Annotated in this window: 22 protein-coding genes and 1 pseudogene; 16 read left to right on the forward strand and 7 right to left on the reverse strand. The window is 61.3% G+C overall.

Translation table 11 applies throughout. The annotated features are described in order from the left end of the window. From NTD81_RS13155 to NTD81_RS13165, 3 genes and pseudogenes are all read left to right on the forward strand, one after another. Positions 1 to 322: pseudogene (locus NTD81_RS13155) on the forward strand (4-hydroxy-2-oxovalerate aldolase); the annotation flags it as partial. A 251-nt stretch (positions 323 to 573) separates the two neighbouring features. Continuing rightward, positions 574 to 1,608, forward strand: coding sequence for a flavin reductase (locus tag NTD81_RS13160; RefSeq protein WP_262182985.1), 1,035 nt, complete (start codon positions 574 to 576; stop codon positions 1,606 to 1,608). Between the two features lie 13 nt (positions 1,609 to 1,621). After that, on the forward strand, positions 1,622 to 1,747 hold the full coding sequence (locus tag NTD81_RS13165; RefSeq protein WP_262182986.1) for a hypothetical protein: 126 nt from the start codon (positions 1,622 to 1,624) through the stop codon (positions 1,745 to 1,747). Between the two features lies 1 nt (position 1,748). Here NTD81_RS13165 and hrpB read toward each other — a convergent pair whose 3' ends face one another. Further along, positions 1,749 to 4,283: an ATP-dependent helicase HrpB gene (gene hrpB / locus NTD81_RS13170; protein WP_262182988.1), complete on the reverse strand. Its 2,535-nt coding sequence runs from the start codon at positions 4,281 to 4,283 to the stop codon at positions 1,749 to 1,751. A 179-nt stretch (positions 4,284 to 4,462) separates the two neighbouring features. On the opposite strand from hrpB, the gene NTD81_RS13175 reads away from it, so the two are divergent. From NTD81_RS13175 to NTD81_RS13195, 5 genes are all read left to right on the forward strand, one after another. Beyond that, positions 4,463 to 4,882, forward strand: a complete 420-nt coding sequence (locus tag NTD81_RS13175) for a polyribonucleotide nucleotidyltransferase (RefSeq protein ID WP_262182990.1) — start codon at positions 4,463 to 4,465, stop codon at positions 4,880 to 4,882. 85 nt (positions 4,883 to 4,967) lie between these two features. After that, a complete protein-coding gene (locus NTD81_RS13180; RefSeq protein WP_262182992.1) occupies positions 4,968 to 5,858 on the forward strand; it encodes a cation diffusion facilitator family transporter in 891 nt (296 codons plus the stop codon). Positions 5,859 to 6,208: 350 nt separating this feature from the next. Next, on the forward strand, positions 6,209 to 6,688 hold the full coding sequence (locus NTD81_RS13185; RefSeq protein WP_262182995.1) for an Lrp/AsnC family transcriptional regulator: 480 nt from the start codon (positions 6,209 to 6,211) through the stop codon (positions 6,686 to 6,688). A gap of 189 nt (positions 6,689 to 6,877) precedes the next feature. Beyond that, positions 6,878 to 7,081, forward strand: a complete 204-nt coding sequence (locus tag NTD81_RS13190; RefSeq protein ID WP_262182997.1) for a DUF2788 domain-containing protein — start codon at positions 6,878 to 6,880, stop codon at positions 7,079 to 7,081. A gap of 77 nt (positions 7,082 to 7,158) precedes the next feature. Beyond that, entirely contained in the window at positions 7,159 to 7,551 is a 393-nt protein-coding gene (locus NTD81_RS13195) for a globin (protein ID WP_262182998.1), read from the forward strand. Positions 7,552 to 7,569: 18 nt separating this feature from the next. On the opposite strand, the gene NTD81_RS13200 is transcribed toward NTD81_RS13195, so the two are convergent. After that, positions 7,570 to 8,139, reverse strand: a complete 570-nt coding sequence (locus NTD81_RS13200) for a pseudouridine synthase (RefSeq protein WP_262183537.1) — start codon at positions 8,137 to 8,139, stop codon at positions 7,570 to 7,572. A 202-nt stretch (positions 8,140 to 8,341) separates the two neighbouring features. Between NTD81_RS13200 and NTD81_RS13205 the strand changes: the two genes are divergently transcribed. Then, positions 8,342 to 8,794: a GNAT family N-acetyltransferase gene (locus NTD81_RS13205; RefSeq protein ID WP_262182999.1), complete on the forward strand. Its 453-nt coding sequence runs from the start codon at positions 8,342 to 8,344 to the stop codon at positions 8,792 to 8,794. On the opposite strand, the gene amn is transcribed toward NTD81_RS13205, so the two are convergent. Next, positions 8,791 to 10,296 carry an AMP nucleosidase gene (gene amn, locus NTD81_RS13210; RefSeq protein ID WP_410017156.1) on the reverse strand — a complete coding sequence of 502 codons (1,506 nt, stop codon included), beginning with the start codon at positions 10,294 to 10,296 and terminating at the stop codon, positions 8,791 to 8,793. The two genes, NTD81_RS13205 and amn, sit on opposite strands and share 4 nt — an antisense overlap. Positions 10,297 to 10,645: 349 nt before the next feature. Between amn and NTD81_RS13215 the strand changes: the two genes are divergently transcribed. Beyond that, entirely contained in the window at positions 10,646 to 11,803 is a 1,158-nt protein-coding gene (locus NTD81_RS13215) for an MFS transporter (RefSeq protein WP_262183002.1), read from the forward strand. On the opposite strand, the gene NTD81_RS13220 is transcribed toward NTD81_RS13215, so the two are convergent. From NTD81_RS13220 to NTD81_RS13230, 3 genes are all read right to left on the reverse strand, one after another. Continuing rightward, on the reverse strand, positions 11,804 to 13,462 hold the full coding sequence (locus tag NTD81_RS13220; protein ID WP_262183003.1) for an acyl-CoA dehydrogenase family protein: 1,659 nt from the start codon (positions 13,460 to 13,462) through the stop codon (positions 11,804 to 11,806). Positions 13,463 to 13,467: 5 nt separating this feature from the next. Continuing rightward, positions 13,468 to 14,100: a TetR/AcrR family transcriptional regulator gene (locus NTD81_RS13225; RefSeq protein ID WP_262183004.1), complete on the reverse strand. Its 633-nt coding sequence runs from the start codon at positions 14,098 to 14,100 to the stop codon at positions 13,468 to 13,470. 103 nt (positions 14,101 to 14,203) lie between these two features. Continuing rightward, positions 14,204 to 16,606 carry a hybrid sensor histidine kinase/response regulator gene (locus tag NTD81_RS13230; protein WP_262183006.1) on the reverse strand — a complete coding sequence of 801 codons (2,403 nt, stop codon included), beginning with the start codon at positions 16,604 to 16,606 and terminating at the stop codon, positions 14,204 to 14,206. Positions 16,607 to 16,825: 219 nt separating this feature from the next. On the opposite strand from NTD81_RS13230, the gene NTD81_RS13235 reads away from it, so the two are divergent. From NTD81_RS13235 to NTD81_RS13255, 5 genes are all read left to right on the forward strand, one after another. Next, positions 16,826 to 17,620, forward strand: a complete 795-nt coding sequence (locus tag NTD81_RS13235) for a hydroxymethylpyrimidine/phosphomethylpyrimidine kinase (protein WP_262183007.1) — start codon at positions 16,826 to 16,828, stop codon at positions 17,618 to 17,620. Positions 17,621 to 17,633: 13 nt separating this feature from the next. Further along, a complete protein-coding gene (gene thiE / locus NTD81_RS13240; RefSeq protein ID WP_262183009.1) occupies positions 17,634 to 18,260 on the forward strand; it encodes a thiamine phosphate synthase in 627 nt (208 codons plus the stop codon). A 51-nt stretch (positions 18,261 to 18,311) separates the two neighbouring features. Then, positions 18,312 to 19,601 carry a glutamate-1-semialdehyde 2,1-aminomutase gene (gene hemL, locus NTD81_RS13245; protein ID WP_262183011.1) on the forward strand — a complete coding sequence of 430 codons (1,290 nt, stop codon included), beginning with the start codon at positions 18,312 to 18,314 and terminating at the stop codon, positions 19,599 to 19,601. Then, a complete protein-coding gene (locus NTD81_RS13250; protein WP_262183012.1) occupies positions 19,601 to 20,245 on the forward strand; it encodes a DUF6962 family protein in 645 nt (214 codons plus the stop codon). The genes hemL and NTD81_RS13250 overlap by 1 nt, the downstream gene beginning before the upstream one ends. A 103-nt stretch (positions 20,246 to 20,348) precedes the next feature. Continuing rightward, positions 20,349 to 20,900, forward strand: coding sequence for a tetratricopeptide repeat protein (locus NTD81_RS13255; protein WP_262183015.1), 552 nt, complete (start codon positions 20,349 to 20,351; stop codon positions 20,898 to 20,900). 51 nt (positions 20,901 to 20,951) lie between these two features. Here NTD81_RS13255 and NTD81_RS13260 read toward each other — a convergent pair whose 3' ends face one another. Next, the gene (locus NTD81_RS13260) at positions 20,952 to 21,275 is read right to left on the reverse strand and encodes a DUF1820 family protein (protein ID WP_262183016.1); all 324 of its coding nucleotides are present in this window, start codon (positions 21,273 to 21,275) and stop codon (positions 20,952 to 20,954) included. Positions 21,276 to 21,403: 128 nt separating this feature from the next. Here NTD81_RS13260 and miaB point away from each other — a divergent pair, with 128 nt between their 5' ends. Beyond that, positions 21,404 to 22,747 (forward strand): tRNA (N6-isopentenyl adenosine(37)-C2)-methylthiotransferase MiaB, encoded by a 1,344-nt coding sequence (gene miaB, locus NTD81_RS13265; RefSeq protein ID WP_262183018.1) that lies wholly within the window; start codon positions 21,404 to 21,406, stop codon positions 22,745 to 22,747. Positions 22,748 to 22,751 lie beyond the last annotated feature (4 nt).

Here is a 22,751-nt window from a genome sequence, read left to right on the forward strand (position 1 = left end):
GCCGATGGAAGTGTTGGTTGCCGTGTGCGACCGCATGGGCATTGAAACCGGGGTGTCGGTGTTTGGCATTCAGGACGTGGCGGAGGATCGTGTATTCCCCATCATGGACTTCCCCATCCGCAGTGACCGCGATGCCCTGACCATGGGCTATGCCGGTGTGTACGGCTCATTCCTGCTGTTCGCCAAGCGTGCCGAGAAGAAGTACGGCGTATCCGCCCGCGAGATCCTCGTGGAGATGGGCCGTCGCGGCATGGTCGGCGGTCAGGAAGACATGATCGAAGACACCGCCATGACATTGGCTAAACAACGTGCAGCCAGCTAGTTAAGTGACTTGTCGCTCAGGCAAGCCCCCCTGAGCGCAAGTCTTTGCTCTGAAAAATCGGTAGTCCACGTTTCTACCAGCCCCCTGCTAAAGGGGGCTTTTTTATGCCAAAAAGTTAATAGGGGATAACAAGCACGACCGTTTTATCCGCATATAGCGTCAACATATCGTCCGTTCTGAGCATGCAAACACTTGTTCAAGGCCACAAAATTCGCAGCATGAGGTTTTAATTTGTCCCAAGAGAAATGAGCATGACGATGATTAAAGAGATTAAACGTCCCCCTCTAAGCAAGCCGTCGCCAAGCGCTCTGGACCCCAGAGAGTTTCGCCAGGTTCTGGGCACGTTCACTACAGGCGTGACCGTCATTACCGCTCGTGGACAGGACAATACGCTGGCTGGCGTGACCGCCAACAGCTTCAACTCAGTATCCATGGACCCACCCCTGGTGCTGTGGAGTCTGGCGAGGAAATCCAACAGCCTGGATACATTCGCTTCAGCCGAGCACTGGGCCGTGCACATCCTGGCCCACGATCAGGACAACATTTCCAGTCACTTTGCGCGCAGCGTCAGCGGCCAAGAGAAGTTTGCCGACATCAACTACGAGAACGGCCTGGATAACACGCCGCTGCTCTCCGGATGCACCGCACGCTTACAATGCCGCACCAAAAATATCTACGACGGCGGCGACCACATTATTTTGGTCGGTGAAGTCATTACCTATGACAAATGCGACACGCCTCCCCTGGTATTCCAGAAAGGCAGCTATGCGATTGCCACCAACACCTCGCAAACCATCGAACCACCGGCAGGCGAAGACCTGCGCAACTCCAGCGATAAAAGCCCGATAGGCTATTTGTTGGCGACGGCGTATTTAAATTTCTCTGCAAAAACCAAAGCGCAGGCAGAAAAACTCAACCTCAATGGTGCCGAGTACCTAATCCTGAGCGCTTTGGGAACCCGAGAAGGTCGCACTTATCATGAAATCATTACCCTGGCAGGCTACGCAGGCACCAACGTAGGCCCAGAAGCCATTAACGACCTGGTTGCGCGTGGTTACATACAGATATTCGATAAGGAAGACAGCCTCTCTCCCGAGGACGATCACGCCAAGATCGGCCTTACCCCTGACGGGCGTCTGGCAGTAGAGAAAATCTTCAAAGAAAGTGAGCTGGTAGAAGCTGAAATAATGCAGAAACTCGGCACTCCAGAGGCCATCGCTCTGCGGTATTTACTGAGCAAATTTGTAAAGACCTATAGCCCATCGATCCCATACAGGTGGTTCTAGAGTAAAGCCGAGCATGGACACTTGGCCGTATCCGAGCCTTAGGTTGAAAGAAGTGTTCATGCCCGACTTACAGCGCAATGCCATGGATCGCGCCTATGAGCAATTACGCGCCCAAGGCGTGGACGTGCGCGTCCCCTGACTCACTTGCGCGGCTTGGCCCGGGCAGTGGGCTCGGCGATTAGTGGATCGTCCGGCCAGTAGTGTTTGGGATAACGGCCCTTCAAGTCTTTTTTCACCTCGGCATAGGTGTTGGCCCAGAAGCTGGCCAGGTCTTGGGTGACCTGCACCGGGCGGCGGGCCGGCGACAACAAATGCAGCTTCAGTGCGATGCGCCCTGCGCCGATGCGTGGGGTTTCGGCCAGGCCGAATAGCTCCTGCAAGCGCACCGCTAAAATCGGCGGTTGCTCGCTGTAGTCAATGCTGATGCGCGAGCCCGAAGGCACGCTGATGGAACGTGGCGCCAGTTCATCCAAGCGCTGCGGCAGTGGCCAGGGCAACAGGCTGTGCAGGGCGCCGGCCAAGTCCAGATTAGCGAAATGGCTTAAGCGGGTGACGTTGCCCAGATAAGGCTGCAACCACTGCTCAAGCGTCGAAATCAGCGCGGCATCACTGACATCCGGCCATGGGTTAGCTTCGCTACCAGCCGCTGGCAGACTGCGCAGTAGCGCCACCCGCGCCTGCCATTGGCGCAGCTCCGGGGTCCAGGGCAACAGGGCTAACCCTTTGCGCTTGACCAACCCGCACATGGCCCGCGTACGCGCCTGCGCACTCAGTTGCGGCAGGGCTTCGCGGGCCAGCACCAACTCGCCGATCTTGCGTTGCCGCTCGGCGCGCAGCGCGCCTTCGCGCTCATCCCACTCCAGCACATCCTGGCTGCTGACCTGTTCCTGCAACACGCTATCAAACAGCTCCGGCTCGAGTTCTGCCGCTAGGTAAATCCGCTCTTCACGTTGGCCCTGACGGCTGCCTAAATCGGCGACCACCAGCCAGCGGTGCTTCATCAAGACATCGACCTCCGCGAACTGCGCGGCACGGCCATTGGCCAAGCGATACTCGGCACTGCCTTCACGGCGCTGCTGGGCGATGCGGTCGGGATAGGCAAAAGCCAGCAAGGCGCCGAGCCAGCGCGGATGCTCAGGATCACTGACGGCCTCGGCGCTCGGCTGGCCCTTAAGCGACTGACTGAACTGCCGCGCCAGTTGCCGCGCACGCTGCACGGCCCCTTGGGCCGCACGCGGGGCGCGGCTATCGCCGGCGAGCAGGCTCATACGGCTGTGCAAGTCGGCGCCAGCGCCGCGCAGAATATCGCGCTCGCCCAACAGCGCCGCCAGGTCACAAGCCAGCGGTGCCAAGCCCAAAGCCTGACCACGCAGCAGTAAATGGGCGATGCGCGGATGGCTCGGCAACTCAGCCATGGCCTGGCCGTGGCGAGTTAAAACGCCGCCCTCATCCACCGCGCCTAAGCGCTTAAGCAAATCCAGCGCCTGGCTGTAAGCCGCCGCCGGCGGTGGATCGAGCCACACCAGCTCGCTCGGTTGCACACCCCAACGCACCAACTGCAAAGCCAAGCCGGCCAGATCGGCCTGGAGCATTTCCGCCGGGGCATAGGCGGCCAGTTGCTCATGCTGCGCCTGCGACCACAGCCGATAAGCCACACCGGGCTCAAGACGGCCAGCGCGACCACTGCGCTGGGTGGCCGAGGCCCGTGAGATGCGCTGGGTATCCAGACGCGTCATGCCGCTGTTCGGATCAAATCCCGGCACCCGCGCCAGCCCGGCGTCCACCACCACCCGTACGCCTTCGATGGTCAGGCTGGTTTCAGCGATGTTAGTGGCCAGCACCACTTTGCGCTTACCGGCCGGAGCCGGCTCGATTGCCGCGCGCTGAGCGCTTAGATCCAGCTCGCCGTGCAGCGGACAAAGCAGCACATCACTGCGCCCCGCCAACGCCTCGGCCAACTGTTCATTAACCCGCCGAATCTCCGCCTGCCCCGGCAAAAACACCAGCAGGCTGCCGCTCTCTTGCGCCAGCGCCTGCAACACCGTTTGCAGCACCTTAGGCTCCAGCCATTCGCCGGCTTGCCAAGGCGCGCCCCAGCGCACGCTGACCGGGAACATGCGCCCCTCACTGCGTAGCACCGGCGCATTATCCAGCAGCGCCGCCAAGCGCTCGCCTTCTAAGGTGGCGGACATCAGCAGGATCTTCAGCGGTGGCTCGCCGCTGTCCGCCCCACGGAACATGGCACGGCCATTGAGCGCGAGCGCCAGAGCCAAATCGGCATCCAGGCTGCGCTCATGGAACTCGTCGAAGATCAGCAAGCCAACACCTTCCAGCGCCGGATCATCCTGCAAGCGCCGCGCAAGGATGCCTTCGGTGACCACCTCAATACGGGTATTGGGACCGATCTTGCTGTCGAGACGAATGCGGTAGCCCACGGTGTCGCCAACCCTTTCGCCCAGCTCGCTGGCCAAACGCTCAGCCGCTGCCCGTGCGGCTAAGCGGCGTGGTTCAAGCATGATGATGCGCTGTCCGCGCAGCCAGGGCTGATCGAGCAAAGCCAGCGGCACACGGGTGGTTTTACCGGCGCCGGGGGGCGCTTCCAGCACCGCTTCATCACGGCGAGCGAGGGCCTGGCGCAGCTCAGGCAAGAGGACATCAATGGGCAGGGAATTCATGCAGGCTCCGTATCAAGAACGCCAGTATAACGGGCGAACTGCCGTCACCGCCGATGGTCATAGGCACGGTCTACGCATGCGGCCAAAGGCCATTGGCAGGGCTTAGCTGAACAACGGCTACGGCAGCATTGCGCTAGAGGTATTGGTATAGTAGTGCCAACTAGATTTGGAGATGTTTGATGCGCATTCAAGCTCGTATTATCGGCGGCCTCCTTGTTACTGCTTTAGTCTCTCAACTGAGTGCCTGTGGCACCCTGTTTTATCCTGATCGACGTGGCCAGATTGAAGGCCGGATTGACCCCGCGGTGGCAATACTCGACGCCATCGGCATCCTGTTTTATGTGATCCCCGGACTGATCGCCTTCGGCATCGACTTCGCCAGCGGCGCGATCTACCTGCCCAATAAAAAAGTCGCGCAAGTCGACCCGCAAGCCCTGCAAAAGTTGGTCGACGAGCAAGGACAGGTGGATCGCGTGCAACTGCAGAATTTAATCTTTGAGCAAACCGGCGAGAACTTGCCGCTCACCGATCCGCGCCTGCAGCAACACTCTGGCAACAGCACGCAGTTGGCCGCCAACGGCTGGGCAATCGCCGCCTAAAGTCGCCAGCTGCTCACCTGCACTGGCGGACCTAAGCATTTGCGGTCATGGTGCACGGCTTAGCTTTTTGGAATGAACGACGCCCATGCAAATCGCCCCGCAACATGCTCGTTTAATGCGCTTGGCCACCACCGCCGCGCTAGTCGCCGCCCTCACCCTAGCGGTGGCCAAGGCCGTGGCCTGGTGGCTCAGTGGGTCGGTCAGCCTGCTGGCGGGTTTGACTGACTCATTATTAGACGGCGCCGCCTCGCTGCTTAACCTGATGGCCGTGCGCTACTCGCTGCGCCCTGCCGATGACGATCACCGTTACGGCCACGGCAAAGCCGAAGCCCTCGCCGGACTCGGCCAGGCCTTGTTTATCGGCGCCAGCGCCGTGCTGGTCGGCAGCCAAGGGATTGCACGCCTACTCCATCCCGAACCCTTGAGCGCTCCGAGCCTGGGCGTGGCGGTGATGGTGTTGTCGCTGCTGGTGACCTTCGCGCTGTTGCTGTTCCAAGGCTATGTGGTGCGCCAGACCGGCTCCACGGCGATTCGCGCCGACTCGCTGCACTACCGCTCGGACTTACTGCTTAACGCCAGCATCATTATCGCCCTGCTGTTAGCCAGCTATGGCTGGGCGCAACTGGATGCGATCTTCGGCCTCGGCATTGCCCTGTATATTTTCTGGAGCGCCATCAGCATCGCCCGCGAAGCCGCCACGGTGTTGATGGACCAGGAGCTCGATCCGCAAATCAGCGCGCAGATGCAGGCCTTAGCCTGCGCCGTACCCGGCGTACTTGGCACCCACGACCTGCGCACGCGGCTGTCCGGCAGCCACTGGTTTGTGCAGTTGCATGTGGAGCTGCCCAACGACCTCAGCCTGCTGCAAGCACACAACCTGTGCGAGCAAGTGGAACAGGCGATTCGCGAGCAATACCCGCGGGCCGAAGTGTTGGTGCATGCCGACCCGGTCAGCGTGGTGCCGGCCCATTCCTGATGGCGTAAGCGGCCAATGGCAGGGATAAAACGCAGGCACAAAAAAGGGAGACCGGTGGCGGTCTCCCTTTTTTGCTGTCCCTTATTCTGACGTGGGTAACGCCTTTTCCTCGCCCGCCTGGTTGGGTGGTGCGGACCCGGGTGCCGAGCCGACCCGGTAGGATCGGTGGCGACCGCTCACCTGCTTGGGCGAGGCGGCTGGACGTGTCGTCCGGGCCTTGAAGTTGAGATAAAGCTTACCCGCCCACGCCCAGCAGAAGATTGCGAATATTGCTAACAAGTACTTTACTTGCACAATAAATACGCAAAAGTGCATTATTCACAGCAATATTTAGCAAGGCCGCCACCAATATGAACAAACTCGACCGCTACGACCTGAATATCCTCGCCGAATTACAGCGCGACGCCACCCTGTCTAACCAAGACTTGGCCGAGCGCATTGGCCTGTCACCCTCGCCCTGTTCGCGCCGGGTTAAACAGCTGCAAGACGACGGCTACATCATCGGTCAGGTGGCCTTGCTCAACCGCAAACAGCTGGGCTTGAGCCTCACCGCTTATGTGCTGATCGGCATGGACCGGCACACCCCGGAGCGTTTTGAGCACTTTCAGGACGAAATCCGCAAATGCCCAGAGGTGCTGGAATGCAGCCTGGTCACCGGGATGGATGCGGACTACCAACTGAAGGTGGTGGTGCCGGATATGGATCACTACCAGAAGCTGCTGCTGGGCACTCTGACGCGCATCGAAGGGGTCTCCAGCGTACGCTCGAGCTTTGTCCTGCAGCAGATTGTGTCCAGCACCCAACTGCCGCTGCAGCACCTGCGCAACTAAATAGCGTCATCGACAGTTAGTCGTAAGTTGGGGATTAAGCCCAACAAAACTCAGCAGCGGGCGTATAATCACGCCCGCGTTGCTGTGCCTACGTGGTCCCCATAAGAGCCTTGCGCTCAGATAACTATAAGCCCCCACCACCCTCGTCATACCCGGCGACACAGCCTGTATTTGCCCTACGAGGTTGCGATGGAACCCGAGCTGTTTGAAGAACTGATGATGACCGGCCTGGTCGGGGCCTTGGTGTTGTTTATGGCGTTTATCGTCTGGGACTTGGCGAAGAAGTCCAAGGCCGGCCGCTTCGGCACCATGATCCTGTTTCTGGCTCTGGGCCTGGGCGTGCTCGGCTTCCTGATCAAAACCTTGGTCATCGCCGGACTCGAAGGCGTCTGACAGTCCGCCCGCAATCCCCGCACTAATAACAATGGGCTGCTATCACGCGGCCTAAAACGCGTTGCTTCGGAGCCTTAATGAAAGCCACTGATCGTGTCATGCAAAGCTATGGCCGCTGCTGTGCCGTGCCAGATTTCTTTGACCGGTTTTATCAGCACTTCCTCGCCAGCTCACCGCTGATTCGCGACAAATTCACCGACACCGACATGCCGGCGCAAAAGCAGTTGCTGCGCCAGGGCATTCTTAACCTCGTGATGGTTGCTCGCGGTATGCCCGATAGCAAATTGCGCGCGTTAGGCGAGTCGCACTCGCGGGGCAAGCTGGATATCCGCCCCGAGCTTTACGATCTGTGGGTCGACGCGCTGCTGCAGAGCATCCGCGAGCTGGACCCGCAATACTGTAGCGAAACCCGCCTGGCCTGGACTGAAGTGCTGAACAAGGGCATCAGCATTATCAAGGCCGGCTACTAAAGCGCGCACCGGCGCGGCTTAATCCAAGCGCGCCGGCACTTCACGCCACTGCCCCGGCGCTAAACCGTCGAGGCTAAACGGCCCGATCTTTACCCGCACCAAGCGCAAAGTCGGTAAGCCGACCGCGGCAGTCATGCGCCGCACCTGGCGGTTACGGCCCTCACGGATCACCAGTTCCAGCCAGGCCGTGGGGATGCTTTGGCGGAAGCGTACCGGCGGATTGCGCGGCCACAATTCGGGCTCATCCAGCAAACGTGCCTCGGCGGGCAAGGTGGGGCCGTCATTCAACTGCACACCGTCACGCAGCTGCTGTAATTGCTGCGCCGTGGGCTGACCTTCGACTTGTACCCAATAGGTTTTCGCCAGCTTGTGTTTCGGATCAGCGATGCGCGCTTGCAGGCGGCCATCGTTGGTCAGCAGCAACAATCCTTCGCTGTCACGATCCAAACGCCCGGCCGGGTAAACCCCGGGCACGCTGACGAAGTCCTTGAGGGTGGCGCGACCTTGGTCGTCGTTAAACTGGGTCAGCACATCAAAGGGTTTATTCAAGAGCAGCAAGCGCGGCTCCGCGGGTGGTGCCTTGGCCACCCGCCGCGGCGCGCTTCTGCTGGCGGTTTTAGCCGCAGAATGGGCGGCGGGGCGCGGGCTTTGGGCAGGGCGAGGTGGACGTGACATGGCGATTCCGCACAACGACAATAAGTGCCCAGTGTACCCGAGCCCGGCGCAGCGCCCTAAATGCGCCGACTCCACCGGCAAAATGGCCACCCCACCCCTAAAGCAGGAGCGCCCCATGACCTATGTGATTGAGCAGCCCAAGCCAGCCGACGCCACGCGCCTGGTCGAAGTGTGGGAAGCGGCGGTGCGCGCCAGCCATGACTTTCTTGATGAAATGGATATCCAGCTGCTCAAGCCGCTGTTGATCGAGCAGTATTTCCCGCAGGTCGCCCTGTATGTAATCCGCCGCGACGACGGACAAGTGGCCGGCTTTATGGGCTATACCGAAGGTCAGGTAGAGATGCTGTTTGTCCACCCCGAGCAGCACGGCCAAGGTCTGGGCCGCGCCCTGCTTAACTATGCCACCCAAGAGCTAGGCGCCTACCTTGTCGACGTCAATGAACAGAACCCAAAAGCCCTGGCCTTCTATCTAAGCCAGGGCTTTAAGGTGGCGCGCCGTTCGCCGCTGGATGGCGGTGGCCGGCCCTTCCCCATCCTGCATTTACAGCTCGATAAACCTGCGCCTTAACGGAACGGCGGCTCGTCGAAGCTGCGCAACTTGCGCGAGTGCAACGAATTGAGCTGGCAACGCAGCAGCTCCAAGGCGCAGATGCCGATATGCAGGTGCTGGGTGACCGCCCGCTCGTAGAATGCGCCGGCCGCGCCGGGCAGTTTGATCTCGCTGTGCAACGGCTTATCCGATACGCACAACAAGGTGCCGTAGGGCACCCGCAGGCGATAGCCTTGGGCGGCGATGGTGCCGCTTTCCATATCCACCGCCACGGCGCGGGACAGGTTGATCAGCGGGCGCTCTTGGGCCCAGCGCAGCTCCCAGTTGCGGTCGTCGTAAGTCAGCACAGTGCCGGTGCGCAGGCGTTTTTTCAGCTCTTCGCCCTCTTCTCCCGTGACCTGTTTGGCCGCCTCTTGCAGCGCCTGCTGCACTTCCGCCAAGGCCGGCAACGGGATGTTGGGCGGCAGCACCCGGTCGAGGATACCGTCGCGGCGCATATAGGCGTGGGCCAACACATAGTCGCCGATGGTTTGCGATTGGCGCAGGCCGCCGCAGTGGCCAATCATCAGCCAGCAATGGGGGCGCAGCACGGCCAGGTGATCGGTGATGTTCTTCGCGTTGGACGGACCGACGCCGATATTGACCAAAGTAATGCCGTGGCCATCGTCGGTTTGCAGGTGATAAGCCGGCATCTGATAACGGTGCCAAACCACCCCTTCGATAATCGCCTGCATCTCCCCCTCAGGCATGCCGCGCTTCACGATCACGTTGCCGGGCAGCACCATCTGGGTAAAGCGAGAGTCGCTTTGCAGTACATCCAGACCATGGCGGATGAACTGATCGACATAGCGGTGATAGTTGGTCAGCAGAATCCACGGCTGCACATGTCGCCAGTCACTGCCGGTGTAGTGCACCAAGCGGCGCAGAGAAAAGTCGGTACGCGCGGCATCGAACAGGGCCAGGGGCAGCGGGTCGATGTTCTCCCAATCAAACAAACCATCGGCGGTGCCGTCGCTGGCGGCGGACAGGTCCGTACTGGGGAATACCCGCGCCAGCTCAGCCGCGGTGACGCCCTTGCCGCCCAGCTCGTCGCCCTGTTCCACCACATAGGGGTAGGGAATATTCTGCTGGCTGAGGCCTACTTCCAGCTGCACGGTGAAGTCACTGAGCAGCGGGCGCAATTGTTCCAGCAGGTACTTACGAAATGCCTGCGGGTGGGTCACGGTCACGCTGTAAGTGCCGGGCACCTGGACCTTGGCATAGGCGCGCACGCTGGCCGGGACCTCTTCGAGGCAGGCATAGCGCAGGCGCAGTTCCGGGTAGCGGAACATCAGTTGCTGTTCGGCAGTGGGCCGTTCGCGCTCAGCCAAATAACGTTTCAGGGCCTGGCGCAAAGCCTGGGTGGCTTGCTGATAGAGCTCAATTAACTGATCAACGGCCTGCTCGGCACTGTGGACCTGTTTAAAGCCAGTGTCTGACTGCGTCACTTCAAACTCCTCTGCAATGAATAATGATGGCATTGTCACTGACCGACGCCACCTGCACATGTTCAACCGATAGCCTGCGATTGACCCAGGGTGGCGATCTGCCTAGACTGCCGGCCCTTTTTAGTCACCCCACTGCACGCCATGTTGCCCTTTGCCTACCTGCCCTGCGCCCAGCAGCCAAGCCCGACTTGGTTATGCCGCACGTGGCCGAGTGATGCGCAACAACGCCGCCGGCGTGCCGTGCTGTTCGCCTTTACCTTCTCGCCGCCCGGCGTCCTCGCTTAGACCCATTCGCGCTTAGACCCATTCGCGCTTAGGCGCACAGCGTTTGCTTGTTCTGAGCAGAGTCTCGGTTTACCCAGCCCGTTGGGCGGAGTTTGTCATGAAGCGTTATTGGTTAACCCTGTTGATTTTCGCAGCATCGGTGGTCGGCTTGAGTATGGGCGCCACGTTGCCATTAGTCTCCCTGCGCCTGCATGAAGCCGGCGCCAGCACCTTGCTGATCGGCCTGATCAGCGCCATTCCGGCCGCGGGGATGATTCTCGCCGCCATTCTGACCCAGCCACTGTGCCGGCGTTTTAGCGGACGCCATCTGTACCTCGGCTGCTTTGCCTTAAGCGCCGTGAGTGTGGCGGCGCTGGAGTTCTTGCCCACCGCCCTGAGCTGGCTGGTCTTGGCCCGCCTGCTGCTCGGGGTGGCCATGGGCGTGGCGGTGATTCTCGGCGAGTCGTGGGTCAACGAGCTGTGCGAAGAGCGCCGCCGCGGCCAGATTGTGGCGCTGTACGCCGCCAGCTTTACCGGCTTTCAACTGGCCGGCCCGGCGCTGATCAGCCTGCTCGGCGCGCAAAGCCCGTGGCTGGTGATTCTAGTCAGTGCGGCCAACCTCGTCGCACTGCTGCTGATCTGGCTCTATCTGCCCAGCCAGGCCCCGCAGGAGCAAGCCGATGCAGGCCGTAGTTTCTCCCTCATGGGCTTTATCAAGGTGGCGCCAGCGCTGTGCATCGGCGTGCTGTTCTTCGCCTTTTTCGATGCCGTGGTGCTGTCGTTATTCCCCGTGTATGCCAGTGGCCACGGCTATGCCTTAGGCGTAGCGGCGCTGATGGCGAGCATTATCCTGGCCGGCGACATGGTGTTTCAGGTGCCACTGGGCTGGCTCTCGGATCGCCTGGATCGGCGCAGCCTGCATCTGCTCTGCGGGCTACTGACCTTAGGCATCGGCAGTGCCCTGCCGTGGCTGATGGGCCATGCCGAGATGCTGTGGCCGGCACTGATACTGCTTGGCGCGGCCGCCGGCGGGATTTATACCCTGGCCCTGGTGTTGATCGGCCAGGATTTTCGCGGCAGCGACTTAGTTACGGCCAACGCCTGCGTCGGCATGCTGTGGGGCATCGGCAGCCTCAGCGGACCACTGCTTAGTGGCGCGCTGATGAGCACCGGCCCCCACGGCCTGCCGCTAACCCTGGGCCTGGCCGCCAGCCTGTTTGTCGCTGCCGCTCTGCTTAGCCTCGGCCGCGTTCGCCGCGCCCGCGCGGCGGCTTAACTACAGCCCCGACGGCGTGCTGCGGGCAAGCAACGCCTCGACTGCCACGCCGCGCGGCAAGGTGCCATAGACCCGCGCCTGGCGGGCAATGCGGCTAGCAATAAAGGCATCGGACACCGCGCTGTTGCCTGCCTCCAACAGCAGCTTGGCTTGCAGCGCCACCGCCATGTCTTCGGTGAGCTGACGAGCCCGGTATTGAATATCCGCCGTATCGCTAAAGGCCGCTTTCAGCCTGCGGATATGGGCCGCCAGCTCAGGCGCACCGTGACCATCACCCAGCTCGTGAAACAGCGCATCGAGCACGCCCGGCTCCTTCGACAGCGCACGCAACACGTCCAAGCACTGCACGTTGCCCGAGCCCTCCCAGATCGAGTTGACCGGCGCCTCGCGGTACAAACGCGGCATGATGGTTTCCTCGACATAACCGGCGCCGCCCATGCACTCGCTGGCCTCGGCGATCATTTCTGGCGCGCGCTTGCAGATCCAGTATTTGCCGATGGCCGTCACCAGCCGGGCGAACTTGGCTTCTTGCTCGTCATGGCGATTATCCAGCGCCTTGCCCATGCGCATCGTCAGCGCCAGCGCCGCTTCGCTCTCAAGCGCCAGGTCAGCCAAGACGTTTTGCATCAGTGGCTGCTCGGCCAACAGCCGCCCCCCGACCTTACGGTTCGCGCAGTGGTGGCTGGCTTGGGCCACGGCCTGGCGCATCAAGCTGCTGGAGCCGACCATGCAATCGAAGCGGGTCATGGCCACCATTTCAATAATGGTCGGCACGCCGCGCCCCTCCTCGCCAAGCATCCAGGCCAGGGCGCCACGGTATTCAATCTCACTGCTGGCGTTCGCCCAGTTGCCCAACTTGTTTTTCAGGCGCTGGATGTAGAACTCATTGCGCGAACCATCGGGGCGGTGCCGGGGCACGAGGAAGCAGGTCAGGCCCTTGTCGGTCTGCGCCAAGGTGAGGAAGGCATCGCACATCGGCGCCGAGCAAAACCACTTGTGCCCGACCAGTTCATACAGCTGACCGGGGCCGCCGAGCCCGACCGCATAAGCGCGCGTGGTGTTAGCGCGGACATCGGTGCCACCTTGCTTTTCAGTCATGGCCATGCCGATGGTGACCCCGGCCTTCTGCTCCATCGGCACGTTGCGCGGGTCATAGTGCGGGGCGAGGATTTTCGGCAGCCACTGCGCGGCGACATCGGCCTGCAACTGAATCGCCGGCACGGCGGCAAAGGTCATGGTCAGCGGACAACCACTGGCGGCCTCGGCCTGGCTGTGCAGATAGGTCAAGCCAGCGCGCACCACGTTGGCGCCGGGCTTAGGCTCGAGCCAGGGCAAAGCCGGCAGACCGTGTTCGATGGCCGTGCGCATCAGCTCATGATAGGCCGGATGGAAGTCGACCTGATCGATACGCGTGCCATAGCGGTCGTGGCTGCGCAGTTGCGGCTTATGCTCATTGGCCAGGAAGCCAGCGGCCATCAGCGGCCCGCCGGCCAGCGCGCCATAGGCGTCTAAACGCGCCGCCCCCCAGGCACCACCGAAGCGGGCGATCCACTCCTGCAAGGCGATATCGCTGCGGTACAGGTTAATGCCGTCCAGCGGCGGTACCTGATTGAACACTTCGTGAGTCTCGGCATAAAAACTCGGGTTGTGCGCATTCATGTTCGTCACTCCTCGGCGCCAACGGCGCGTAGACAAAAGCTCAGCAAGGCCTGGCTGACTTGCTCCAGGCTAGCGGCGGGATAACCGGCTTCACGGGCCGCGCGGGCCGGCGGCGACAGCGGGCCGACCAAGGCCTCGGCAATTGCCCCGACCAAACAGGCGGCCACCAGATTGACTTGCTGCACGCGGAACACACCCAACTGGGCGCCCTCGTTGAGCAACTGGGTAAAGAGTTCGGCGTAGGCTTCGCGAAAACGCAGGCGCTGCTGATCGACCTCGGCGTCCACCGGCTCGGCAATCAGAGCAAAGGCCAACTGGCGACTGTGCCAGGCCCGCGTGGCAAACAGCCTAATGCCGGCACGCAGACGCGCCACTGGCGAGCCCGGCGCGCCCATCACCGCTTTGAGCGCCTCCACCTCACGCTGGCTGGCCAAGGCAAATACCTCGGCAGCCAAACTGCCTTTGCTTGGCACGTAGCGGTACAGACTGCCGGTGGCAATGCCGACGTCTTCGGCCAACGTCAGCATGGTCAACGCCGCAAAACCGCCATCGGCCACCCGCGCCAAGGCGCTGCTGATAATGCGTTGGCGGATGCTCTGTTCGCGCTCCTGACGAGCGCTGCGGGAAGACGCAGGCATAGGCTGAATCCTGATTCACTATTACTAAAGTGAATCAGGATTCAGCTACTGACTAAAGGGTGATTCCGGGCACAACAGCGGGTGAAAGCGCCAGGCGACGGACTTACAAAGAGGCCGGTTCGAGCGGCTCTTGCACAGCACACAGCACCCAGTCATGCAGGGCGCTGCGCAGTTGCTCGAACTTCAGCGGCGTGTGGAAGCAGTCATTCATGCCCACTTCAATGCAGTGTTCGCGCTCGCCATGATCGCCGCCTTCGGCCAAGCCCAGCACCGGCAGTTGCGCACAGCCGGGCAGGTTGCGCAGGGCACGGCAGGTGGCATAGCCGTCCAACATATCCAGCTGGCAATTGATCAGCACCCCGTCGATGCGCTCACGACTGAGCAACTCCAGCGCGGCGGCGCCGTCATCGACGATGCGCACCTGATAGCCCATCTTCAGCAGCATGCCGCGTACCACCAGCTGGCTGATGGCATTGCCCTCGACCAGCAACAGCGTGCACTGCTCAGGGCTGCGCAGCACCGGGCCATGCTGCAGACGCGTGGCCAGCGGCGCGCGCGCTTGGGCCGGCAGGGTCAATGGCAGTTCCAGACGGAAGCTGCTGCCCTGGCCGGGTACGGATTCATGGCTGAGCTGACCGCCGAGCAGATCCACCAGCTCGCGGCACATGGCCAGGCCAATACCCAGACCGCCGTATTGCCGGGTCATCGAGCCGTCGACTTGCAGGAACGGTTGATAGAGTTTGCTGCTCTCGCTCTTGGCAAAACCGACGCCGCTGTCGATCACTTCAAAACGCAGCGGCAATACATCGCTGGCCTTGCCAGCAGCCATCACGCGCAGGCGAATGGTGCCGCGCTGGGTGAACTTAAGGGCGTTATCAAGCAAGCAATTGAGCGCCTGGTGCAACTTGGTGGCATCGCCTTCGACGTTATCCGGCAGGCTTTCATCCACTTGCAGCAACAGGTCCAGGCCCTTGCTGGAAGCACGCGCCATCGACGCCGACAGAAGGCCATCGAGCAGGCCGCGCAAGCTGAAGGTTTCCCGCCGTGGGTAGAGGCGCCCGGCTTGCAGCTCGGTCAGGCCCAGCAAGTCGTTGATCAAGCGCATCATGTCCCGCGACGAGCTGGTGGCGGTCTTATGGTAGTGCTCCATCTCGCCGTCCAGCGGCAGCGTGCGCATCAACTCCAGCGAGCCAATCACGCCGTTCATGGGCGTGCGCAGTTCATGGCTGACTGTGGCGAGGAATTCATCTTTGAGGCGGTTACTGTTGGCCAGTTCCTGATTCAACGCCTCCAGTTTCATCCCTGCATCTTTCAGGATACGCGTGCGCTCCTGCTTCATGATGTTGATGCGATCGGCCAAGGCCAGCGACAGCAGCCCCACCTCAACCGCCGAGCCGATCTGGCTGGCGTACATGGTCAGGAACATATTCGGCAGATAGCCCAGCAGCATCAGCGCATTGACCATGCCGCCGAGCAGGAACGCGGTCCAGGCGATGATAAAGAAGCGCGCCACACGCATGCCTTTCATCCACGCAATGACGCCGCTGGCAAACGCCACCACGGTGAAGATCAGACTCAGATAAGTGGCCAACAACATCGACAGCGAATAAGGCACGGTCAGGGCCAAGGTCATGACCAGGGCGCCGCCGGCGACTAGCAGCAGCAGACTGCGGTCGATCCAGGTGCTGTGCTCGCTGGTGCGCAAGAAGCGCCGCGCGAACTGGCCACCAAAGACCAGCGCCGCGCCGATAAAGAACGGCGTAGCCGCATTCGCCCACCAGGGATTATTCGGCCAGAAATATTCAATCGCCGCGCCGTTCACCGACAGCTGATACAGACCAAAGGCGGCGATATAGAAGATGTAAAACAGGTAGCTGGTGTCACGGACACCGAAGTAGATAAACAGGTTGTAAATCAGCATGACCAACAGCACGCCGTAGATCATGCCCAGCACATACACCCGCGCGGGCTGCTCTTCTACATAAGCTTGCGGGCTCCACAGGGTCAGCGGCGCCTGAATCGAGCCCTGGCTTTGCAAGCGCAAATAGATCTGCTGCGCCTTGCCAGGCGGTAAGTCGAGTTCAAACACATAGTTGTGTTGACGCACCTGACGGCTGCTAAACGGCAAGCTGTCACCCGTGTGCTGCCGCAAATGGAAGCGACCTTGCTCATCTGCGCTGTACAGGCGCAGATCGTCCAGCGGCGGGTAGGCTAACTCAAGCAACCAGGGACGATGGGAGCCTTGGTGTTTGGGCATAAACGCCAAGTCCAGACGAATCCAAAAGACGGAGGGGGAATAGCCTTCATTGAGCACCGACTCGCGGTGTTGATGAAAACTATTTTGCATGGCCTTGGAACTGATGTCCTCGATAGTGGCATCACCACGAACATCCTCAAACACCTGCATATGAGTGCCTAAGGGGAGACGCCGAGTATCTTCATCAAATTCTAGAGCACCGGCTAAGCCTGGCACTAACAACAGAATACAGAGCAGAAAATAGGGCATGCTGAAAGGCCGCAGTGAAGCACTAATATCACCGCAGAAAGCGGCATGGATAAACAGCGTATAAACTTTAGCATAGGTATTTATGGCGATTACCCAGCATAAATCGCAAAAAAACGGACATTGCGCCGCCTAAAAGGTCGCCTGTTTCACATCCTTGGCAATAGATTCGCCTACCCGCGGCGGCCTCTTCCAAGCGGTTTGGTGCTAAGCTCGCGCACCATGAAAACGCCTACCTCTCGCCCCGTAGTGCTGTGCCTGTCCGGACACGACCCCAGTGGTGGTGCTGGCTTGCAAGCCGATATCGAAGCCCTGCTCGCCCAACACTGTCACGCCGCACCGACTGTGACCGCGTTAACCGTGCAAGACACCGTCAACGTCAGTGACTTTCGCGTGCTCGATCGCGAATGGGTGCTGGCCCAAGCCAACGCTGTGATCAACGATATGCCAGTGGCGGCGGTCAAGCTGGGCATGCTCGGCTCCACCGCGATGGTCGACACCGTGCTGGAAATCATGCAGCGCCTGCCCGCTGTGCCGTTGGTCTGCGACCCGGTATTGCGGGCCGGCGGCGGTGGTGCCCTGGGCAAAGATGAAGTCGGCTTTGCCATGCGCGAACGCCTGTTCCCGGTGGCCACCATTGCCACGCCGAACTTACCGGAAGCGCGCATCCTCGCCGAACTGCCGCACGGCAGCGCCGACGAATGCGCGGCCAAGCTCCTGCCGCATATCCGCCATCTGCTGATTACCGGCGGCCATGGCGATGAGCATGAAGTGCATAACCGCCTGTACAGCCGCGACGGCAGCCAGCACACCTTTACCTGTCAGCGCTTGCCGGGCAGCTATCACGGTTCCGGCTGTACCCTAGCCAGTGCCTTGGCCGGACGTTTAGCCCTGGGCCAAGAACTGGTCAGCGCCGTGCAGTTTGCTTTGGATTACACCTGGCGCACCCTGCGCGACGCTGAAGCACCCGGCCACGGCCAATACATCCCGCGCCGCTTGCCGTTGGATTTCAGTTGATGGAGGGTTTGCTGTGAAGCTGCGTGGTCTATACGCCATCACCGATAGTCAATTACTTAATGGCCGCTTGCTGGCCTACGTCGAGGCGGCGCTCAAGGGCGGCGCGAAGTTGCTGCAATACCGCGACAAGTCCAACGATGCCGCGCGCCGTCTGCGTGAAGCCGATGCCTTGGGCGAGCTGTGCAGTCGCTACGGCGCGCACCTGATCATCAACGATGACGCCGAACTGGCCGCCCGTTTAGGCGTGGGCCTGCACCTCGGCCAGGAGGATGGCTCGCTGGCTGTCGCCCGCGCCCTGCTCGGGCGCCAAGCGATGATCGGCGCCACCTGTCACAGCCACTTAGAGCTGGCCGATGTCGCCGCCAAAGAAGGTGCCAGCTACGTCGCTTTCGGCCGCTTCTTTAACTCCCAGACCAAGCCGGGCGCGCCCAGCGCCAGCCTGGACTTACTGCAACAGGCTAAAGCCCAGTGCAACCTGCCCATCGTCGCCATCGGTGGGGTGACCGTGGAGAACGGCGCCGAGTTGATTCGTCACGGCGCCGACATGCTCGCCGTGGTCCACGGCCTGTTCGGTGCCGACTCCGCCGCCGAAGTCGAACGGCGTGCCCAGACGTTTAGCCAACTGTTTGCCGATTCCTAATTAAAAATAGTGGGCCGCTTGCGGCCCGTAGCGATCTTGCGAGGCCCTGTCATGTCCCGTTCCGAAATGCTCTTCAGCAACGCGCAAAAACACATTCCCGGTGGCGTTAACTCGCCCGTGCGCGCGTTCAAAAGCGTGGGGGGCACCCCGCTGTTCTTCAAGCACGCTGAAGGCGCTTATGTCACCGACGAAGACGACAAACGCTATGTCGATTACGTGGGCTCCTGGGGGCCGATGATCCTCGGCCACAGCCACCCGGACGTACTCGAAGCAGTACGCCAACAGCTGCAACACGGCCTCTCCTATGGCGCGCCAACCGCCATGGAAACCGAGATGGCTGACTTGGTCTGCAGCCTGGTACCGTCCATGGAAATGGTACGGATGGTCAGCTCCGGTACCGAAGCCACCATGAGCGCCATTCGCCTGGCCCGTGGCTACACCGGCCGCGACAACATCATCAAATTCGAAGGCTGCTACCACGGTCACTCCGACAGCCTGCTGGTGAAAGCCGGCTCCGGCCTGCTGACCCAAGGTGTACCGAGCTCCGCCGGGGTGCCTGCGGACTTCGCCAAGCACACCCTGACCCTGCCGTTTAACGACCTGGCCGCCGTGGAAAAAATGCTCAGCGAAGTGGGCAGCAGCGTGGCCTGCATCATCGTCGAGCCCGTTGCCGGCAACATGAACTGCGTGCCACCGGCGCCGGGCTATCTGCAAGGCCTGCGCGAGCAGTGCGACAAGCACGGCGTGGTGCTGATTTTTGACGAAGTGATGACCGGCTTCCGTGTCGCCCTGGGCGGCGCCCAAGCCTATTACGGGGTTGATCCAGACCTCAGCACCTTCGGCAAAATCATCGGCGGCGGCATGCCCGTGGGCTGCTTCGGCGGCAAGCGGCGGATCATGGAATGCATCGCGCCGCTGGGCTCGGTGTATCAGGCCGGCACCCTGTCGGGTAACCCACTGGCCATGGCCGCCGGCCTGACCACCTTGAACCTGATCAAACGCCCGGGCTTCCACGCGGCGCTGAGCGATTACACCGAGCGCATGCTGCAAGGCCTGAAAGAGCGCGCCCAAGCCGCTGGCATCCCATTCGTCACCACCCAGGCCGGTGGCATGTTCGGCCTGTACTTCAGCACAGCCGATAACATCGTCACCTTCGACGACGTCATGGCCAGCGACGTTGAGCGCTTTAAGCGCTTCTTCCACCTGATGCTCGACGGTGGCGTGTACCTGGCGCCAAGCGCCTTCGAGGCCGGCTTCACCTCCATCGCCCACGGCGAGGCCGAGCTGAAGATCACCCTCGACGCCGCTGAGCGCGCCTTCGCGGCCATCAAGCACGGCTGATGCAATACAGCACCGCGCTCACCGACGCCCTACTCGCCCTCGCCTGCTTAGGCGGACTGTGGGGCGTATGGCGAGCGCGGGGGCAGGCCGCACACACGGAGCAAGCGGCGTGGTTTTGCTGCGCCCTAGGTTTCGCCTTACCGGCAGCGGCGGCGTGCCTGGGCGTGATCCGCTATGGCTTTAGCCCCGATGTGCACAGTGCCCATCAACTCCTGAGCCAGGCCAGCGCCCTGCTCGGCCTGCCGCTGTTAGCCAGCGCGGCGTTGGTGCGCAGTTACGCCTGGGGGCTGCGCCAGGCAACTTGGGGCCGCATCCTACTGGGTCTGTGCGCAGCCTTTGAGTTGGCGCGCCTGGCCAATTTGCTTGAGCCGTATCGCCTGCTGCTGAATATCGCCTGCCTCACGCTGATCATCCTCGCCGGTTACCGGCAATGGCCCAAGCGCACGCCACTGCTGACCAGCCTGGCCTGTGCCGGGCTATTCGCCGTGGCTGGCGTTGCGGTGGGGACTCAAGGTTGGCTGGGCGCAGTGCGCAAAGTAGACATCTTCCATGTCTTGCTAAGCTTGGCTTATCCGCTGCTGGCGTGGCTGCTGCTACAGCTAGCGACGAGCGGCCAGCAGCCGACCAAGGAAGAAAACCCGTAAAGACTTTGTAAGAATAGCGCTGCTTATTTCATAATGACGTGTCGCCCGCGTTCAGGTGACCAGGCTGACCGCCTGCTTTGCAGCCAGAGGTAAACGGATTTTCATGAAACGCACCGGCCGCACCCTGTCATTGGGCTGCCTGTTGCTTCTCCACCCCCTACTCGCCTATGCGGGCGGCAACTCGTTGCTGGTCCCGGCACTGGGCAGTTGCTCGCTCAATACCGTAGCTGAAGAACTCCCCAACGCCGTCGCGGCCTGTGAACAAGCGGCTGAGGGCGGTGATCTGCAGGCGGAGTTTGAGCTGGGCGAGTTTTACTATGACGGCCAGCGTACCGAGCGCGATCTAAACCGCGCCCTTAAGTGGTTCGAGCAAGCGTCGTTGCAAGGCCACGCGCAAGCGCAGTTTCGCCTGGGCATGATGTTCTTTAATGGCGAAGGCGTGCCGGCGAACGCGGTACAAGCTTATGTGGTGTTGAAGATGGCGGCGGTCAATGGCTCGGATGACGCCATGGACAGCGCCGATCTGATCGCCGGGCAGATGCCGCGCAATGAGCTGGAGATCGCCAGCCAGGTGCTGGGGCAGATCTTTCGCAACTACCTGATGGAGTTGCAGAACAGCGCGCCGCTCAACTCACCTTTCGCGCCACTGCCGTAACGCTTCGGCGCTTGCCCTTGCAGCAAGCGCCACAGACTTCTGACGCGCTTTTTACTTCTCCGGTACCGGCATCGGGAAGGCCATGACATTGCCACCGCCCTTGGCTTCGCTGATTTTCGGCACCCCTAAACGCTCGACTTCGTCGATCCGGATGATCGCCTGCAGCGGAATATAGCTGCGCAAAACGCCATCAAACTGGGCTTTGAGTTTCTCTTCGCTAGGGTCGACCACCACTTGCGTGCGCTCGCCGAAGACGAACTCCTCCACTTCTAAAAAACCCCACAGATCGCTCTGGAACACTTGCTTGGCGTACATCTCATACACCTGGCCTTGGTTGTGGAAGATCACCTTATAGATGGGGTCGGGCTTGCTCATGGGCATGGGATTCGTGATGAAAAAATGCGGGGCGCGGATCATAGCATAGCTACCAGTCAGGCAACGCTAGGAACCCAGACGCGGGACGCCTATAATGCGCGGTCCTGTAAACACCTTGTTGAGTGCGCATGAGCAAGAAGCTTTATATCGAAACCCACGGTTGCCAAATGAACGAGTACGACAGCTCGCGCATGATTGACCTGCTGGGCGAACATCAAGCCGTGGAAGTCACCGATCGCGCCGCCGATGCTGACATCATCCTGCTCAATACCTGCTCGATCCGCGAAAAAGCCCAGGACAAAGTGTTCTCCCAACTGGGCCGCTGGCGTGAGCTGAAGCTGGCCAACCCGGACCTGGTGATTGGCGTCGGCGGCTGCGTGGCCAGTCAGGAAGGCGCGGCGATTCGTGACCGCGCGCCCTATGTCGACGTGGTTTTCGGCCCGCAGACCCTGCACCGCCTGCCGGAAATGATCGACGCGGCGCGCAGCACCAAAGTCGCCCAGGTGGACATCAGCTTCCCGGAAATCGAAAAATTCGACCGCCTGCCCGAGCCCCGCGTCGAAGGCCCCACCGCCTACGTTTCGGTGATGGAAGGCTGCAGCAAGTACTGCACCTTCTGCGTGGTGCCCTACACCCGCGGCGAAGAAGTCAGCCGGCCGATGGCCGACGTGCTGGGCGAGATCATCCACCTGGCCGAACACGGCGTGCGTGAAGTGACCCTGCTCGGGCAGAACGTGAACGGTTATCGCGGCGCCACTCCAGGCGGGCAGATCGCCGACTTCGCCGAGCTGCTCTACGCGGTGGCGGCCATCGACGGCATCGACCGTATCCGTTACACCACCAGCCATCCGCTGGAGTTCTCCGACGCGCTGATCGAGGCCCACGCCAACATCCCGGAACTGGTGAAGTACCTGCACCTGCCCGTGCAGTCTGGTTCCGACCGTATCCTCGCGGCGATGAAGCGCAACCACACCGCCCTCGAATACAAGTCGCGCATCCGCAAGCTGCGCGCCGCCGTGCCGGATATTCTGATCAGTTCGGACTTTATCGTCGGCTTCCCCGGCGAGACCGAAAAAGACTTTGAGCAGACCATGAAGCTGGTGGCCGAGGTAGGCTTCGACTTCTCTTACTCCTTCGTTTACAGCTCGCGCCCCGGCACGCCGGCGGCGGATCTGGTGGATGACACGCCGCTGGAGCTGAAGAAGCAGCGCCTCGCCCTGCTGCAACAGCGCCTGACCCAGCAAGGCTTTGATAACAGCCGACGGATGGCCAATAGCGTCCAGCGCATTCTGGTCATCGACTACTCGAAGAAAGACCCGGGCATGCTCCAGGGCCGTACCGAGACCAACCGGGTGGTTAACTTCCGCAGTGACAACCCGCGTCTAATCGGCCAGTTTGTCGATGTGCATATCGAAGAAGTCCTGCCCAACTCCCTGCGTGGCACTCTGGTGAGCGCCGACGTAGTCCACTAAGCCT

It is taken from the genome of Pseudomonas sp. 5P_3.1_Bac2, assembly GCF_025465995.1.
Taxonomy (GTDB): Bacteria; Pseudomonadota; Gammaproteobacteria; order Pseudomonadales; family Pseudomonadaceae; genus Aquipseudomonas.

Bases quoted from the DNA above. Each gene is read 5' to 3' on its own strand.
- miaB (WP_262183018.1), top strand. From the start codon at position 21,404: ATGAGCAAGAAGCTTTATATCGAAACCCACGGTTGCCAAATGAACGAG.
- hrpB (WP_262182988.1), bottom strand. From the start codon at position 4,283: ATGAATTCCCTGCCCATTGATGTCCTCTTGCCTGAGCTGCGCCAGGCC.
- NTD81_RS13260 (WP_262183016.1), bottom strand. From the start codon at position 21,275: ATGAGCAAGCCCGACCCCATCTATAAGGTGATCTTCCACAACCAAGGC.
- NTD81_RS13220 (WP_262183003.1), bottom strand. From the start codon at position 13,462: ATGAATGCGCACAACCCGAGTTTTTATGCCGAGACTCACGAAGTGTTC.
- NTD81_RS13250 (WP_262183012.1), top strand. From the start codon at position 19,601: ATGCAATACAGCACCGCGCTCACCGACGCCCTACTCGCCCTCGCCTGC.
- NTD81_RS13215 (WP_262183002.1), top strand. From the start codon at position 10,646: ATGAAGCGTTATTGGTTAACCCTGTTGATTTTCGCAGCATCGGTGGTC.
- NTD81_RS13165 (WP_262182986.1), top strand. From the start codon at position 1,622: ATGGACACTTGGCCGTATCCGAGCCTTAGGTTGAAAGAAGTGTTCATG.
- amn (WP_410017156.1), bottom strand. From the start codon at position 10,296: ATGCCATCATTATTCATTGCAGAGGAGTTTGAAGTGACGCAGTCAGAC.
- NTD81_RS13255 (WP_262183015.1), top strand. From the start codon at position 20,349: ATGAAACGCACCGGCCGCACCCTGTCATTGGGCTGCCTGTTGCTTCTC.
- NTD81_RS13180 (WP_262182992.1), top strand. From the start codon at position 4,968: ATGCAAATCGCCCCGCAACATGCTCGTTTAATGCGCTTGGCCACCACC.
- NTD81_RS13185 (WP_262182995.1), top strand. From the start codon at position 6,209: ATGAACAAACTCGACCGCTACGACCTGAATATCCTCGCCGAATTACAG.
- NTD81_RS13190 (WP_262182997.1), top strand. From the start codon at position 6,878: ATGGAACCCGAGCTGTTTGAAGAACTGATGATGACCGGCCTGGTCGGG.
- NTD81_RS13230 (WP_262183006.1), bottom strand. From the start codon at position 16,606: ATGCCCTATTTTCTGCTCTGTATTCTGTTGTTAGTGCCAGGCTTAGCC.
- NTD81_RS13175 (WP_262182990.1), top strand. From the start codon at position 4,463: ATGCGCATTCAAGCTCGTATTATCGGCGGCCTCCTTGTTACTGCTTTA.
- NTD81_RS13195 (WP_262182998.1), top strand. From the start codon at position 7,159: ATGAAAGCCACTGATCGTGTCATGCAAAGCTATGGCCGCTGCTGTGCC.
- hemL (WP_262183011.1), top strand. From the start codon at position 18,312: ATGTCCCGTTCCGAAATGCTCTTCAGCAACGCGCAAAAACACATTCCC.
- NTD81_RS13160 (WP_262182985.1), top strand. From the start codon at position 574: ATGACGATGATTAAAGAGATTAAACGTCCCCCTCTAAGCAAGCCGTCG.
- NTD81_RS13235 (WP_262183007.1), top strand. From the start codon at position 16,826: ATGAAAACGCCTACCTCTCGCCCCGTAGTGCTGTGCCTGTCCGGACAC.
- NTD81_RS13205 (WP_262182999.1), top strand. From the start codon at position 8,342: ATGACCTATGTGATTGAGCAGCCCAAGCCAGCCGACGCCACGCGCCTG.
- NTD81_RS13225 (WP_262183004.1), bottom strand. From the start codon at position 14,100: ATGCCTGCGTCTTCCCGCAGCGCTCGTCAGGAGCGCGAACAGAGCATC.